The sequence below is a fragment of the Bacillota bacterium genome, assembly GCA_013178045.1.
In the GTDB taxonomy this organism is placed as follows: domain Bacteria; phylum Bacillota; class Ch66; order Ch66; family Ch66; genus Ch66.
Genome location: JABLXP010000009.1, coordinates 1 through 15,001 on the forward strand (window position 1 = coordinate 1; position 15,001 = coordinate 15,001).

Annotated in this window: 10 protein-coding genes, 5 tRNA genes and 4 pseudogenes; 13 read left to right on the forward strand and 6 right to left on the reverse strand. The window is 46.4% G+C overall.

The window, feature by feature from the left end; all coding sequences use genetic code 11:
• Nucleotides 1-112: 112 nt before the first annotated feature.
• On the reverse strand, nucleotides 113-460 hold the full coding sequence (locus HPY81_06235) for a hypothetical protein (protein NPV27047.1): 348 nt from the start codon (nucleotides 458-460) through the stop codon (nucleotides 113-115).
• A gap of 217 nt (nucleotides 461-677) precedes the next feature.
• Here HPY81_06235 and HPY81_06240 point away from each other — a divergent pair, with 217 nt between their 5' ends.
• From HPY81_06240 to HPY81_06275, 8 genes are all read left to right on the forward strand, one after another.
• Nucleotides 678-1,136: an arginine decarboxylase, pyruvoyl-dependent gene (locus HPY81_06240; protein NPV27048.1), complete on the forward strand. Its 459-nt coding sequence runs from the start codon at nucleotides 678-680 to the stop codon at nucleotides 1,134-1,136.
• A gap of 43 nt (nucleotides 1,137-1,179) precedes the next feature.
• Nucleotides 1,180-2,007, forward strand: a complete 828-nt coding sequence (gene speE, locus HPY81_06245) for a polyamine aminopropyltransferase (protein ID NPV27049.1) — start codon at nucleotides 1,180-1,182, stop codon at nucleotides 2,005-2,007.
• Nucleotides 2,008-2,019: 12 nt separating this feature from the next.
• Nucleotides 2,020-2,877 carry an agmatinase gene (gene speB / locus HPY81_06250; GenBank protein ID NPV27050.1) on the forward strand — a complete coding sequence of 286 codons (858 nt, stop codon included), beginning with the start codon at nucleotides 2,020-2,022 and terminating at the stop codon, nucleotides 2,875-2,877.
• Between the two features lie 250 nt (nucleotides 2,878-3,127).
• Nucleotides 3,128-3,204 (forward strand) — tRNA-Asp (locus tag HPY81_06255).
• A gap of 22 nt (nucleotides 3,205-3,226) precedes the next feature.
• Nucleotides 3,227-3,302, forward strand: a tRNA-Phe gene (locus HPY81_06260).
• Nucleotides 3,303-3,307: 5 nt separating this feature from the next.
• Nucleotides 3,308-3,382 (forward strand) — tRNA-Gly (locus HPY81_06265).
• A gap of 40 nt (nucleotides 3,383-3,422) precedes the next feature.
• Nucleotides 3,423-3,497 (forward strand) — tRNA-Cys (locus HPY81_06270).
• Nucleotides 3,498-3,531: 34 nt separating this feature from the next.
• Nucleotides 3,532-3,620: transfer RNA gene (locus tag HPY81_06275), tRNA-Leu, on the forward strand.
• A 331-nt stretch (nucleotides 3,621-3,951) separates the two neighbouring features.
• Here the strand turns inward: HPY81_06275 and HPY81_06280 are convergent.
• The 5 genes and pseudogenes from HPY81_06280 to HPY81_06300 form a co-directional block, all read right to left on the reverse strand.
• Entirely contained in the window at nucleotides 3,952-4,314 is a 363-nt protein-coding gene (locus HPY81_06280) for a hypothetical protein (GenBank protein NPV27051.1), read from the reverse strand.
• Between the two features lie 41 nt (nucleotides 4,315-4,355).
• Nucleotides 4,356-4,591: pseudogene (locus HPY81_06285) on the reverse strand (type II toxin-antitoxin system HicA family toxin).
• Nucleotides 4,588-4,809: a type II toxin-antitoxin system HicB family antitoxin gene (locus HPY81_06290; GenBank protein NPV27052.1), complete on the reverse strand. Its 222-nt coding sequence runs from the start codon at nucleotides 4,807-4,809 to the stop codon at nucleotides 4,588-4,590. The pseudogene HPY81_06285 and the gene HPY81_06290 overlap by 4 nt, the downstream one beginning before the upstream one ends.
• Nucleotides 4,810-5,249: 440 nt before the next feature.
• Nucleotides 5,250-6,014: pseudogene (locus HPY81_06295) on the reverse strand (IS3 family transposase).
• A gap of 233 nt (nucleotides 6,015-6,247) precedes the next feature.
• Nucleotides 6,248-6,547: a hypothetical protein gene (locus HPY81_06300; GenBank protein NPV27053.1), complete on the reverse strand. Its 300-nt coding sequence runs from the start codon at nucleotides 6,545-6,547 to the stop codon at nucleotides 6,248-6,250.
• Nucleotides 6,548-6,814: 267 nt separating this feature from the next.
• Here HPY81_06300 and HPY81_06305 point away from each other — a divergent pair.
• The 5 genes and pseudogenes from HPY81_06305 to HPY81_06325 all read left to right on the forward strand — a co-directional run bounded on the left by HPY81_06305 (nucleotide 6,815) and on the right by HPY81_06325 (nucleotide 14,996).
• Nucleotides 6,815-7,945 (forward strand): annotated as a pseudogene (locus HPY81_06305) (histidine kinase).
• 3 nt (nucleotides 7,946-7,948) lie between these two features.
• Nucleotides 7,949-10,491 (forward strand): annotated as a pseudogene (locus HPY81_06310) (PAS domain S-box protein).
• A gap of 223 nt (nucleotides 10,492-10,714) precedes the next feature.
• Entirely contained in the window at nucleotides 10,715-12,859 is a 2,145-nt protein-coding gene (locus HPY81_06315) for a GAF domain-containing protein (protein ID NPV27054.1), read from the forward strand.
• Between the two features lie 358 nt (nucleotides 12,860-13,217).
• Entirely contained in the window at nucleotides 13,218-13,589 is a 372-nt protein-coding gene (locus tag HPY81_06320) for a hypothetical protein (GenBank protein NPV27055.1), read from the forward strand.
• A gap of 3 nt (nucleotides 13,590-13,592) precedes the next feature.
• Nucleotides 13,593-14,996, forward strand: a complete 1,404-nt coding sequence (locus tag HPY81_06325) for a circadian clock protein KaiC (GenBank protein NPV27056.1) — start codon at nucleotides 13,593-13,595, stop codon at nucleotides 14,994-14,996.
• Nucleotides 14,997-15,001: the final 5 nt, after the last annotated feature.

Consider the following 15,001-nt stretch of genomic DNA (forward strand, 5'->3'; position numbering starts at 1 on the left):
TTCAATATGATGGATGCTTCAGCATCACTTTCATCTTGAAGGATTATGGATAGTATTTCTATCATGAATTGAGCTTTTTCAATTATTTTTGCACTCGACTTGACATAAGCAATTACTTTGCATAATTCCCTACGCCACCTTTTCCGCTGGTGACCGCGATCACGCGGGTGCGTCGGCCAGAGTTGGTCAGCGACCAGGGAGTGGCCAGGGTTAAACCAGGTTGTGGACTGAAACATCTGTCAATGACTTCGGAATAAAATGTAGTGCCCGGATTAATAATGACCTTGAGCAGGGTCCCTACTCCCAGTAGAACCAGCTTACCGTCTTGATAGGGCATGCTAGTTCTCAGGTGACGCTCGGTTATGTCTATCACTTGAGTCTCGTAGGTACTCTTGTAGAGAACTGAGCGAGGCTCGAGATAAATGATCTGGCCTTTGTGGATACTGAGGTTACGTTCCATTAACTGCTCCTCGCGCTGCACATTGAATATTTGTGCTCATGAGTCGGTTCACTAATACTATTTTTCGACCCCCAAGGCATTTTTCCTGCAAATTGTTACTAATTCCCACCCTTGACAACAGAGGAAAATAACTGTTTATTTTTAAGAAGTTTCTGGTATAATAGTTCATGTATGCAATCAGACAGGTTAAATAAATGAAGTAAGGAGAGGATGACAGATGCTGCCAACCCCCACCAAGTTTTTTGTCACAGCGGCCAGTGCTGAAGGAGAAAGTAAATTAACTGCATTTGACAAAGCGTTGCTCAAGGCCAGGATTGGTAATGTCAACCTGCTGCGGATCAGCAGTATTCTGCCCCCCAAGGCCGAATATGTACCCGATCTGACTATCCCTCCCGGTTCGTTGGTACCGACTGCCTATGGCTCAATCGTCAGCGATGTTCCGGGGGAAATCATCTCGGCGGCGGTTGGGGTAGGAATTTCTGAAGATTCGTTTGGCGTGATCATGGAGTTCTCTGGCCGCTGCCGGAAGGAAGAAGCAGAAAAGGCAATTGAACAAATGGTCAGAGAGGCTTTTTCTGTTCGCAACATGCCTCTGGCGGACCTGAAGATAGCGGTGGTTGAACACAAAGTGGAGAAGATCGGCTGCGCGTTTGCGGCAGTACCGCTCTGGTATTAAAGATGCACATGGATAAGCCACGGTAAGGAGGTTGGTTGCACCAATGGACCTATGGTTTACGGAAAAACAAACCCCGCATTTGGGTATTACTTGTAAGGTACGGGCTACTTTACATTCGGAAAAAACTCCGTACCAGGAGCTGGCGATCATTGATACCGAGCAATTTGGCCGTATGCTGGTTCTTGACGGAATGGTAATGACAACAGTCAAAGATGAGTTTGTTTATCACGAGATGATTACCTGGGTTGCTTTGAATACTCACCCGGCACCCAAGCAGGTATTAGTAATTGGTGGGGGCGATGGTGGTGCTATTCGGGAGATTGTCAAGCACCCTGTCGTAGAAAAAGCAACTCTTGCTGAAATTGATGTGCGGGTTATCGAAACCGCTAAAGAATATTTACCAGAGATTGCTTGTGGGTACAAGAATCCCAAAGTAGAGATTCTTGTTGTTGATGGAATTAAACACGTCCAGGATTCGCCAAACACCTACGATGTGATTATCGTGGATTCAACAGAACCAGTAGGGCCAGCAGTAGGCTTATTTAGCCAAGATTTTTACCGTTCTGTTTTTGTGGCGTTAAAGGAAGATGGATTGTTTGTTGCCCAAACCGAGTCGCCTTTTATTAATAATGACTTGATATCTCAAGTTTATAAAGATATTTCGAGGATTTTCCCGATCACTAAACTGTACCTGGCCAGTATTCCTACTTATCCCAGTGGATTATGGAGTTTTACCATGGGTTCCAAAAAGCATGATCCAGAAATGGTAGATGAAAAAAGATGTTTAGCTATCGATACCAAATACTATACCCCGGAACTGCATAAGGCTGTTTTTAAATTACCGCGATTTGTAGCCGACCTTTTGAAGTAGGAGGATGTGAATTTGCATCAGTTTATCGAAAAAAGCTTGGGCTTTATGGGCAGCCGGGAGAAATACGAGGATGCGGACATCGTCCTTGTCGGGGTGCCGATGGATTTTACCGTTAGCTTTCGTCCGGGAACCAGGATGGGACCCCAGCAGGTACGCACAGTATCAATCGGGATTGAAGAATACAGTGTTTATCTTGACCGTGACTTGGCTGACTGCCGGTACTACGATGCCGGGGATATTGTCTTACCATTTGGTAATGTAACGGAGAGCCTTAACCGTATTCAAGAGGTGACAAGTCATCTTCTGTCTCACGGAAAAAAGCCAATTTTTATCGGCGGTGAGCATCTGGTTACTTATCCGATCGTTAAAGCGGTGGCTGCGAAGGTTCCTGATCTCACGATTATTCATTTTGACGCCCATGCCGATTTGCGGGAAAACTACCTGGATGAGGTCTACTCGCACGCGACCGTCATGCGTCGGGTTTGTGAAACCGTGGGCGCGCAGAATGTTTATCAGTTCGGTGTCCGCTCCGGGACAAAAGAGGAGTTTGCTTACGCCAAGGAGAACACCCACCTATTTGTCGATCAGGTGCTGGAGCCCCTGGAACAATTGTTGCCAACCTTCAAGGGGCGGCCGGTGTATATCACGCTGGACATCGACGTGGTTGACCCTGCTTATGCGCCAGGTACCGGTACGCCAGAGCCTGGTGGCTGCAGTACCCGCGACATTATCAAGGCGATTCACCTGCTGGGACAGCTTGAAGTGGTGGGATTTGACCTGGTGGAAGTCAGTCCGGTTTACGACACTAACGACCAGACGGCCCTTTTGGCCGCCAAGCTGATCCGGGAGGCAATACTTGCACTCTGGTAGCCTAAAATAGTGGGTTGGATGAAGAAAATTACATTTGACTTGGAATTTTGGCGCATGATATAATAAAAACGCTCCTTGATGAATATTGCCAGAAAATTACCTTTGACATCCGTCCTTAAATGCGTTATAGTAATTCCTGTAATTCCTGCTGACGGGCGATTAGCTTAACGAGGAGACTACCTGTCTTAGAAGCAGGGGGTTGACAGGTTGCTCTAATCATTGCTCTCACCATTCATGAGTTGCAAAATACGGAGCTGTGGTGTAGTGGCCTAACATGCCTGCCTGTCACGCAGGAGATCGCGGGTTCGACTCCCGTCAGCTCCGCCATAAAATTATTAATGAGTAACGTGGCTCGGTAGCTCAGTTGGTAGAGCAGCGGACTGAAAATCCGCGTGTCGCCAGTTCGATTCTGGCCTGAGCCACCATTTATGCGGAAGTAGCTCAGTGGTAGAGCATCGCCTTGCCAAGGCGAGGGTCGCGGGTTCGAATCCCGTTTTCCGCTCCATAAAATAATTAACATGCGGCGCTGAGCCGCATTTATCTAAGGCGCCATAGCCAAGCGGTAAGGCAGAGGACTGCAAATCCTTTATTCTCCGGTTCAAATCCGGATGGCGCCTCCAATTTGTCTGATCAGCCAAAATGGCTAAAACATATGCCCGGGTGGCGGAACTGGCAGACGCACGGGACTTAAAATCCCGCGGTCCTTACCGACCGTACCGGTTCGATTCCGGTTCCGGGCACCAGGAAAATTAAGGTTTTTCAGATATAAGGCACTTCATTGTGAGGTGCCTAAATCTTTGATCTTTCCAACGCCATCCCAGGAGTTCAGCCCTTCGCATACCGCTTAAGATGGCCGTAAAAATCAACGCACAATCTCGGTGATTTTGAAGCGCATCAATTAGTCTCTGAACACCGGTCTATATCTGCCTCCAACTCAATCCTATCGTCATACCTGTCTTACCCAATAAAAGTTCGTAGTCTTAGAGAGATTTCGATGATGTGTTTCAGCTCGTAGAAGAAGACTTGCTGGCGGATTGATGGATCGCGGGTCACTATTGTGATGCTCCAGCGACATTATTTTACCCGGCGGATATGAGCGGTCTCCATTTGGAGAACGTCAATTTTGGCCTCGATACGTTCCAGCGTTGAGGTTATCCGTTCGTTCACATTGTTCTGGACTTCGCGGAAATCATACAGACCGCGGATTTTTTCGATAATCTCGTTTTCTATGCGAGTTTCCAATCTAGCCATTTGATTTTCAAGTTTACCTACTTGTGTTGTTAACTCCTTAACATTTTTTTGTGTTTCCATTAGATTTGCTGCCAGGAGATTTTGTCCTTGTTCCAGAGTTCCAACACGATGGATCAGCATATTTTGGCCTTCAGAAAGCATCTTTAACTGCTGAAGTACCAGTTCCTGGAATTTTTCGTTATCCATAATTGAACACTCCTTGCTTCGGTTTAAGAGAGGCAGTTTTCTTACAAGACTTCTCGCCTTAATTTTTCATATTCCTCCAGGGATATATCTAATCGCGAAGAATCTTTCTGATTAAACCCCTGGCTAAATCTTTTCCCTGGTGGAAGGGAACAACTGTGCAGCGCCCATCGGGGTGAGCGAACAGTACATGACTACCAGCCTGCCTTTTGCGAAAGAAGCCCAGGTAAACCAGTATCCTTTCCATATCTTCAGCTGAGATAACCACAAGCTTTGTCATGGATGTACCTCAACCTGGTGAATACCTATAAATTTCTCTGGCGCAGGGATAAAATCGCTTTTTTCAACAAGGTAAAGCATGATCGCTTCATGAACCCGTTTTTCCAGTTCGGCTAAATTATCTGCCTGAGTATGGCAACCGGGAAGAGAGGGTACAGAAGCAATGTACTTGCCGTCTTCGTCCTGTTCAATGATAACCAGAAAGCGGTGAGAAGACATTTGACTTACTCCTTTCTTGGTATAATATTCCCCTTGTTCCGAGCAATTCATGCTCGGTCAATTTGGCCACCTCTTTCCCGGGTTAATATTTTCCCTGCTACTCTGTACCTTTTCGTGATGACCTGAGAGCTACACGGCTTATTCCTATCTTATTAGCTCGCTCTTGTTTTTGTCAAGAAAAAAAGAGAGCCACAGTTGATCGTGAGGGTGCCTAAATCTTTATTTTTTTGTCCAAGGTGGACCCCTTTGTCAAGACACGAATTTAAAAATTTTAAGCGTGGAAACGTGGACAGATAAACCTAATATGGTGAATAGTGGTATAGAAGGATTTATGGACAAATTTTTCAGATTCCAGATTTGGCATAATATGTCTTAGATTTTCCATAGTAGACTTCTGCTGGCGTTTTGTATTTTAAGGATTGGTGAGGCCGGCGATAGTTGTAAAACTCTAGATACCGAGATATGCCCTGCCTGGCTTCACGTGGACTTTGATATTCATTTTGATATTCATTGAGATACACTTCTTCGTATTTCAGGCTACGCCAGAGGCGTTCGGTGAATATGTTGTCGGTAGCCCGACCTTTGCCGTCCATGCTAATCCTTATACCCGCTCCTTCCAGGAGTTTTATGTAGTCCGGGTCGGTAAACTGAGCTCCCTGGTCGCTGTTCATTATCTCGGGCTTGGCTTTAGCCATTGCTTCTTTCACCGCAACTAATACAAAGGCTGTCTCTAAGCACTGGTCTAAGGCCCAGCTTACTACAAAGCGGGAGTACCAGTCCATGATGGCCACCAGGTACATCCATCCCCGGACTAGCCGGATGTAGGTGATGTCTATACCCCAAACCTGGTTGGGGTAAGTAATAGCAAGGCCCCGCAACAAGTAGGGATATACTCGATGCTCATGGTTTCTTTTGCTTAAGTTAGACTTGGGATAGATGGCGGCTATACCCATTTCTCGCATGTGGCGCTGGACGGCTTTGCGGTTGACCAAGAATCCTTCCCTTCGAAGCTGGATCGTAATGCGCCTGGAACCGTAAAAGGGAAACTCGGTATATATTTCGTCGATGCGGTGTTTGGCTATTTCTTCTGGGGAAGGGGGCACTGGGTGGTAGTATAAGCTAGAACGGTTTAGGTTTAAGAGCTCGGCTTGCTTCTTGATAGATAGTTCTGGATGACCCCATTCCACCAAACCCAGGCGCTCATCTATATTCACAAGGTACAGAATAGGCATTGGTTTCAAGCGGATTAAGGATTGCCGGTCGACTTGGCTTTCTACCACGCGGCAAGCGTCAAACGGCACTTTGGGAATGGGGAGAAGGTGTTCTTTTTCCCTTTCCCACACAGTAGCTATTAACTCATTGGTATACGGCACTCTGGTTTTCCGGGCATATTCAAGGCACTCCTGCTCCAACAGTTCGTTAAGCTCCTCCAGGGTGCTCACTTCTGGGATAGGAACCATGAAGTTGCGGCGGGCAAAGCCGACCAGCCCTTCAACCTCCCCTTTTTCATTACCAGCGTTGGTATTGCAGAGGAATTTCCAGTATGCCGTTGCTTTTTCGGAAGCTTTTGGTCTTGTTCGATCCAAGTGCGGACAATTTCCAGAATTGGGCCAGTCACTGGTGAAACCCTTTGTCGTGGCTCCTGCTGCTTCTTACGGTAACTTGGTTCCTTCGGTTCATTTACATACTTTGACACCGTGTGCCGAGTAAGATTGAGTTCACGGGCAATTTGCCGAATTGATTTTCTTTCCCTCCTGTACGTTAAGTGCTTCCAACCTTAAGCAAACAGGAAAATTGGAAATTAGGTGGCTCACTTTTTATGTGATCAAAACCCTTCGATCTGGCTCACTATTAGATTAGCGTATACAACTGATTTTGCGAACTTAATTGTACTCTATCTGCATTAGATGTTTTGCTGTATAATTTATAATCAATAATAATATTTTAACTTACTTCTTGTGTCGAGCAGGCATGATGATATAAAGTTGGCGGTGATATTTAAGAGATGCAGGTTGGGATAGGCTTTAGTAGTGCAGAGGACCCGAGTGCTGCTGGACAGGCTGCTTCCGAACAGGCTGTTCAGCAATCTGGACGCCCAGTAATAACTTTAGTTTGGACTACTGACAATTACGATCAGGAGCGTGTCTTGTCGGCCGTTAAAAAAGTTATCGGTAATTCCAGACTGGTTGGTGCCTGCGTTCCGGGAGTAATTGTTAACTTGAGGCTGTACGAGAAGGGTGTGGGCATCTGTACAGTTAGTGGAGAAGGTGTGGAGGCGATAACCCACCTGCAGAGGAATATATCCAAGTGCTCATACGGAAAAGGCGAGAAAGTAGGCGAAGCCTTGATGGAAAAGGGCGGGGAATCACCTGGTACAGTATTGCTCTTTCCTGATGGTTTTGCAGCAAACATTTCTGGACTGCTCAGGGGATTATATAATGTTATGGGACCTGCATTTGAGTAAATTGGGGGAGGAAGCGGAAGCAATCTGCGGTTTAAGCCTACATATCAGTTTACTGATGAAGGCGTGAGTACTGATGCCGTAGCAACAGCAGTAATCAGGGGAATGAACCTTCAGACAAGTCTGGGACATGGATGGAAGCCGATGGGAGAGCCGTTAGTAGTGACAAAAGCCAAAGGACGAAGAGTCTATGAAATCGACGGAGTGCCGGCACTTGACAGATATTCAGCTTTAATAGGTTTGCGTGATGAGTACGCTTTTTCTTGCTACAGCATGAAATACCCGCTGGGATTGCCTGCTGCCGGCGGTGAATTTATTATCCGCGACCCGGTTAAAGCTGAGGAAGATAAGAGCATTTTGTTCGTAACCGAAATTCCAGAAAATACAATCACCACAATAATGCAGGGAGATACTGCCAATTTTGTTGCTGCTGCTGAAGAGGTATCGCGAAGGGTATTGGAGACTCCAGTTGCCCCGAAGATTCTAATGATATTTGACTGTGTTTCACGCTATTTGTTAATGAAGAACGATTTTTCGCGCGAGATGGAAGCAGTAGCCAGAAATATCAAAGTAGATGTTCCTGTAATAGGCATACTGTCTTTTGGCGAGATTAGCAGTATTTCAGGGATACCTTTGTTTTACAACAAGACCATTGTGGCTACTGCGGGGTGGTAGAGATTGCACCTGGACATTTCTGAGCTCTTAACGCTGTATGATGTCGTTACTTTCTCCTTTCCGGAGCAATATGATGATTTAATGCGAGAAATAGTGGAAAAAGCGACCAGGCTTTTTGGTATACGGCGTCTGGCCTTAATACTTCGCGAGGGTGAGGGGCATAGATGTCTGGGGCGGTGGGGATTTCGCAAAGACGAAGAGGTTCTGGAAAAGATCAAGAGCAACAAAAGTAATGGGGAAGGGAGCTTTATATATATATAATGCAAAACGGTGTGCAGGGTCTGCTGTACATGGAACCTTCTGGGAGGATTTCTGAACGTGACAGGAGGCTTTTCACCATTTTTGCATGCCGTATTGAGAGCATAGTTGCCCGGAAACAAATGGAAGAAAAAATAAGAAATTCCGAGCGGGAAAAGAAGATCATCCTGAACAGCCTAATGGAGCTCCTAGTTTTTCAGGACCCAGATCATCGGATTTTATGGGCTAACAGAGCTGCTGCGGAATACGCGGGCATGACACCTGAGGAGTTGGTTGGGCGAACTTGTTATGAGGCGATGAGTCGGAGGGGTGTACCGTGTGAAGAATGCCCAGTGGCTAAGGTGTGGCAATCGGGTATGCCCGAGGAGGGTACTGTAGCCTTTCTGAGGGGCAGGCAGTTTTTTGTGATAGGCTATCCTGTGAAGAGCGAGACAGGAACGATTGAAGGCATAGTCGAAGTCTGTGTGGACATTACCGAGCGCATCCAGGCCGAAGAGGCGTTTCAGGCAGTCTTTAACAGCGTCCACGATGCCATCTTCCTACATCAACTGGACGGAACAATCATTGATGTAAACCAGAGAATGCTGCAAATCTATGGGGTAAGTTCGAAAGAAGAAGCTGTAAAATTGTCGATAATCAGGGATTATTCCAGTCCCAACAGTCCGGTGGATCAGCTGCAGCAATTATGGGAAAAAGCGATCTCTGGAGAGAGTTTGGTGTTTGAGTGGAAAGCCAGGCGCCCCGGCGATGGCTCGGTGTTTGATGCAGAGGTTGTTTTAAGAAAAATATCTGTCGCAGGCAAGGACGTGATCCTGGCCACTGTGCGTGACATTAGTGAACGCAAACGTGAAGTGGAGCTACTGAAGAGTCTTTTCACCTATTCCCCTATAGCGATGTACATAGTCAGCGGGGGAAAGTTCCAGCTTGTAAACCCGGAATTTGAAAGGCTCTCAGGCTATCGCCAGGAAGAATTGATTGGAAGGGAATCATTGGGTCTCGTCTATCCAGAAGATAGGCAAATGGTAAAGGAAAACGCTGTTAAAATGCTGAAAGGGGAGATCGTTAAGCCGTATGAGTTTCGGATCATTACCAAACAGGGTGATATAAGATGGGTTCAGGAGACGGCTGCTTCCCTCTGGCATGCAGGCAGGCACGTAACTGTGGGGAACATGATAGATGTTACCGAGAAAAAGAATTTTGAGGAGAAACTGAAATATCTAAGTCTGCATGACCAACTGACAGGTCTTTACAACCGCGCTTATTACGAAGAGGAACTCGAACGCCTGAATGCCAGTCGTGAGTACCCGATTACGATCATAGTAGCTGACGTAAATGGACTGAAGTTGATTAACGATAGTATGGGACATGACAAAGGTGATCAGCTCTTGACTGCTTGTGCGCAGATCTTGAAGAAGGATTTCCGTGCTTCGGATATCCTCGCCAGAGTGGGAGGTGACGAGTTTGTTGCTATCCTGCCGCGTACCGATGAGAAAGCCGGTGCTGGTATCCTGGCGCGCCTCCGCTTGTCTATCGAAAGACACAACCAGGAGCACCCGGAATTGCCGCTGAACGTATCATTCGGCATAGCGACGGCCGATGCTGCAGGACAACCCTTAAAAGAGACTTATAAGAAGGCAGACGACCTGATGTACCAGGAAAAACTTTATTTCAGCGCCAGCGCGCGGAGCAAGATCGTCGATGCGTTGTTAAGCGCGCTATCAGAAAGAGATTTCGTCACTGAAGGTCATACCAGGCGTGTACAGAAGTTGTGCCAGAAATTAGGCGAAAAACTCGGGCTTTCTGCGCAGCAGCTTGTGAACCTGTCCCTTCTGGCTCAAGTCCACGACCTGGGTAAAGTCGGGATACCGGATCAAATTCTATTTAAGCAAGGGCCTCTTACAGAAAGAGAATGGGAGGTAATGCGCAAACACTCGGAGAAAGGATATCGAATTGCCTTGTCGTCCCCGGATCTGGCAGGAATTGCAGATCTAATCCTAAAGCATCACGAAAAATGGGATGGTACCGGATACCCTCTAGGCCTGAAGGGAGAAGAAATACCAATCGAGTGCCGTATTCTGTCGATTGCTGATGCGTTTGATGCTATGACGACCGGCAGGCCATACTGTGGGGCCAAGACAGTAGAGGAAGCGCTGGAGGAGATTCGACGGTGTGCCGGTACGCAGTTTGAGCCGGCACTGGTGGAGGCATTCATAGATATGATCGCTGGGGCCAAAAAAGAGCATGCCTTAGAGCAAAATTCCAAAAGCGAAAATTGGCGTAGGGCTTAGAGCACTACCCGGCGGGAAATAGAGATGGGAATTTGATGGAGGCTTCGTTTATTGAATATGCACGGACTTCTACGGCAAGCTAACAAAGCAACACTTCTTTTGAGTTTTTATGCATTGACTTTAATCATGTGGGCATATATCTTGCCTGCAGTTGCTACTGCAATACTTGCCCTTTTTTTTGGTTATCACCTGTGCCATGCGATGGGGATTAAGAGGTGGCACAGTGTCGGCCATTTGGTCTACCGGTGTGATGCTGGTTTCCTTCTACTCTCCTCAATATTCGACCACCCGGGGTTTAATATTTGGTTTATTGGCGTATTTCGTTATAGGCATTGGACTGGGCAAAGTTATTGATATAATGCGAAACCAGCAATTGCAGCTTCAGGAGAGTGAGAGTCGCTATCGCAGTCTGTTTGAGAAGGCCAACGACGCTATTCTCATCTTGAATGCAGAAGGTCGCATCCGGGACTGCAACCCGGCTGCCTGTGCTATGTTGGGATACAGCCGGGAGGAGATGCTCACCAAGGATCTCCGAGACCTCATCACGCCTGAGGACTTGGCTAACCTGGATTTGAAGATTGGCCAGGTGCTAAAAGGGGAGCCTCTATCCGTGGAGCGAAAGCTGCGACGCAAAGACGGGACTCTGGTGATTACAGATGCAAGCATCTCAAAACTGGAAAGCGATTTGCTTTTGGGTATAGCTCACGACATCACCCAGCGCAAGGAGACCGAGATTCAAATCCAGGAGCAGTTGCAAATCCTTAATGCTTTGTATACCGGAGCACGGAGGCTTTCTGAAAGTCTGGACTTAAAGGTAGTAGCTTATGAAATCACTCGCACCTGCGTGGAGGACTTTGGCGCTTCTTTAGCCTGGCTGGGTCGCGCAGAACCCAATGGCCAGGTGAAAATTCTAGTTCAGTATCCCGCGGAGCACCCCTACCCCCGTGATATCACTGTGCGCTGGGACGATACCCCACAAGGGCAGGGACCCACAGGAAGAGCTATTCGCCGTGGCATACTTCAGGTTACTGAGGACATTGCCACTGACCTCCGCTTTGCATCTTGGCGTGAGACTGCTTTACAAAAAGCACGATTTTGCACTTCTGCTGCTTTTCCGTTGGTAAGCCGGGGGCACACCTTTGGTGCGCTCAATCTGTACAGTGACCAGTCTGGCTTTTTCAATCCGAAGCGCCTGGAGATGTTTCAGGCCTTTGCTCACCAAGCTGCATCGGCTTTAGAGAACGCTCGCCTTTTTGAAGAGGCTCAGCGCCGTCTACAGCGCATCCAGGCTCTGCGCAATATTGATATGGCTATCACCGGAAGCTTAGATCCGCGTGTCACTTTCAGTGTGGCTTTGGATGAGATCACCCGTCAGTTAGATATTGATGCTGCTTCTATTCTTAAATTCAATCCTTACTCTCAGACTTTAGAATATGCTGCTGGGCGCGGCTTTCGCACCCGCACAATTGAGAAAACCAACCTGCGGTTAGGCGAGGGTCTTGCGGGGCGTGCTGTGCTGGAACAGCGTACTATCTATGTTTCCAGTCTTTCTGAAATTAGCGAGTTCACCCGAAAAGGTCTTTTCGCTGTAGAAAACTTTACTGCTTATTATGCGGTACCCCTCATTGCCAAGGGCCGTGTGCTTGGAGTCTTGGAAATCTTTTCCCGTTTACCGATTGAAGACAATAGTGAATGGCTGGAGTTTCTGGAAACCTTAGCTGGCCAGACAGCGATTGCGATTGATAATGCTGAACTTTTTCACAAACTGGAGCGCTCAAACACTGAAATTATCCAAGCCTACGATGCTACTATCGAAGCGCTTTCCTACGCTCTTGATCTTAAGGACAAAGAAACTGAGGGGCACAGCCGACGGGTGACACAGTTGACTCTGCGCATTGCCAGGGAAATGGGGATAAAGGATGAAGAGCTACTCCATATTAGGCGCGGGGCACTGCTCCATGATATCGGTAAAATGGGTATCCCAGATTCTATCCTCCTTAAGGCTGGAAAGCTTACTGATGAAGAATGGGAGATTATGCAAAAACACCCAATGTACGCTTACCAGATGCTTTCGCGCATTGAGTATCTGCGCCCGGCTTTGGATATTCCTTACTGCCATCATGAGAAATGGGACGGAACAGGTTATCCACGAGGCTTAAAGGGCGAGGAGATTCCCCTGGCGGCCCGGATTTTTGCTGTGGTGGATGTTTTTGATGCTTTAACAAATGATCGTCCTTACCGGAAAGCGTGGCCGAAGGAAAAAGTGCTTGCAGAGCTCCACGAGCAAAGCGGAAAGCACTTTGACTCCCGGGTAATAGAAGTATTTTTATCCCTTGCGGAGAAAAATCTTCTTTTTGAGGAAGAGTAGCTTATGGCTGAAAGAAGCAATCACTTCCCTGTGCGAGGAACACGACTATGAATAGCTCACCCGAGGGACGAAGTGCGGGAGGCGTACAAGTCTTTCTTTGCCCTCAAGAAAAGGGGCATCACCCAGCATCAGGCTCCCGGCTTCCGCTGGAAGGGACAAACCTCCTGGGGTGGCACGGTGTCGCTGAACCGAAGCACAGGGATAGAACTCTGTGCGTATCCACTTGAGGATGCCCCTCAATTCATCGAGGGGAGGACGTCACCGCAGCACAAGTTGCTCTATTTTTTTTGAAACAGGCTTATAATCAATATTTATGGGGATTTACAAGGCTATAAAAAAGAGGTTGGGAGGGATAATTTTGAATGTTCTCGTCGAGAAAAAGATCGAACGTTATGAAAATTTACTGAGAGAAATTTGGGCTGCGTCAGAGAAGTACCTAGGGGCGTTTTCTGTGAAACTTTTAGTGGAAAGGATTGTGTGGGAACTTTCTACGGAGTATAGGGAAATAGAACTGCTGCACTACGATGAGGGTAAGATATCGTGCGTAGAGATAGCGGCCAGTTTAAAGAAAAACCCAGACTTGCCGGTCGATGATATGTTTATGAAGTTTATTACCAGGTATGTAGAAATTCTAGCCAGGCTCATTGGTCATGAAAAAACAGAAAAAATAGCAAAGAAACTAGACGAAGATTTCGGAGATATTTCACTTAAGCGCTTAAGGGAGGAATAAGAGTTGGATAAATTGACAACAGGCATAAAGAATCTTGATGGTATTCTTGCCGGTGGCATACCTTTATATTCACTGAACATCGTTTCTGGTTCTCCAGGTAGTGGAAAAACGATATTTGTACAAAACATTATATTTAACAACGCGAGGAACGGCCTCAAAAGTTTATACCTGACCACTATATCTGAATCACAATTCAAGATGGTAAGGCATTTGCAGAAGTTTGAGTTTTTTTCGGACGATTTCCTGGGGGACAAGTTTATTTACGGTGATCTGGGAGCTGTTCTGCGCGAACAAGGCACGGATAAGGTTCTGGGATACCTGACTGAAATGATTAAAAGACATCAACCGAATATAGTTGTAATCGATAGTTTCAAGGCTATAAGAGACATCTTTCCGGACGAGAAAACTTTTAAGGCTTTTGTTTTTGATCTGGCTGCTGCTTTATCGATATGGGAGGTTACTGTATTTCTCGTAGGCGAGTATGAAGAAAAAGAACTGACACTCTTAAGTGAATTTGCCATTGCTGATGGAATTTTTCACCTTTACGGGCATGAAGAAAAACGGTTCCAAAAAAGGTATTTGCGTATTCTGAAGATGAGAGGGACTAATTTTGAACAGGGGGAACACCTGTTTCAAATTAGTCCTGCGGGAATAGAAATCTACCCGAGGATAAAACTGGAGGGTAAAGAACTCCAGTATGAGGTCAGGACGGGGAAAAGAGGATTCGGAATCACAGGCTTGGATGAAATGCTGAGTGGTGGTTTAACAGAAGGGACTATTACACTCATTTCTGGTGGTACAGGCACGGGAAAAACTGCGTTTGCTCTTAAATTCTTACTTGAGGGGGCTGAAAAAGGCGAAAAGGGACTATTTATATCTTTTGAAGAGCCTGTTGCTCAACTTCAGGATAACGCTCGTCATTTGGGATGGGAGCTGGATAGATATCTAGAAGATGGTCGACTCGATATCAAGTTTATTTCTCCTATAGAACTGGACGTAGATAAGCACGCTTTTGAAATACTGGATATGGTTCAGGAAAATAAGGTGGAAAGGTTTGTCATCGACAGCATATCTTCTTTTGAAAGTAGCGTTTCTGATATACAAAAGTATAAAGATTATCTCTGGGCGATAGGACAGCAGCTCAAAAGGCGGCATATCACTACCATATTCACGGTACTAAACGAAGACCTTTTTTCACCGGTAGTAGTAAGTAAAGCTCAAATATCTTTAATGGCTGATAATATAATCATTCTGCGTTACGTGGAAGATAATTCAAGCGTTAAAAAAGTTGTTGGAGTCCTTAAAACCCGTGGAACCAACCACAACAAGAACCTTAAGGAGTATGAGATTACCCCGAATGGAATAAATATTCTTGGCAAATTAGAAATAGAAAATATGCTGAGATGAGGTGC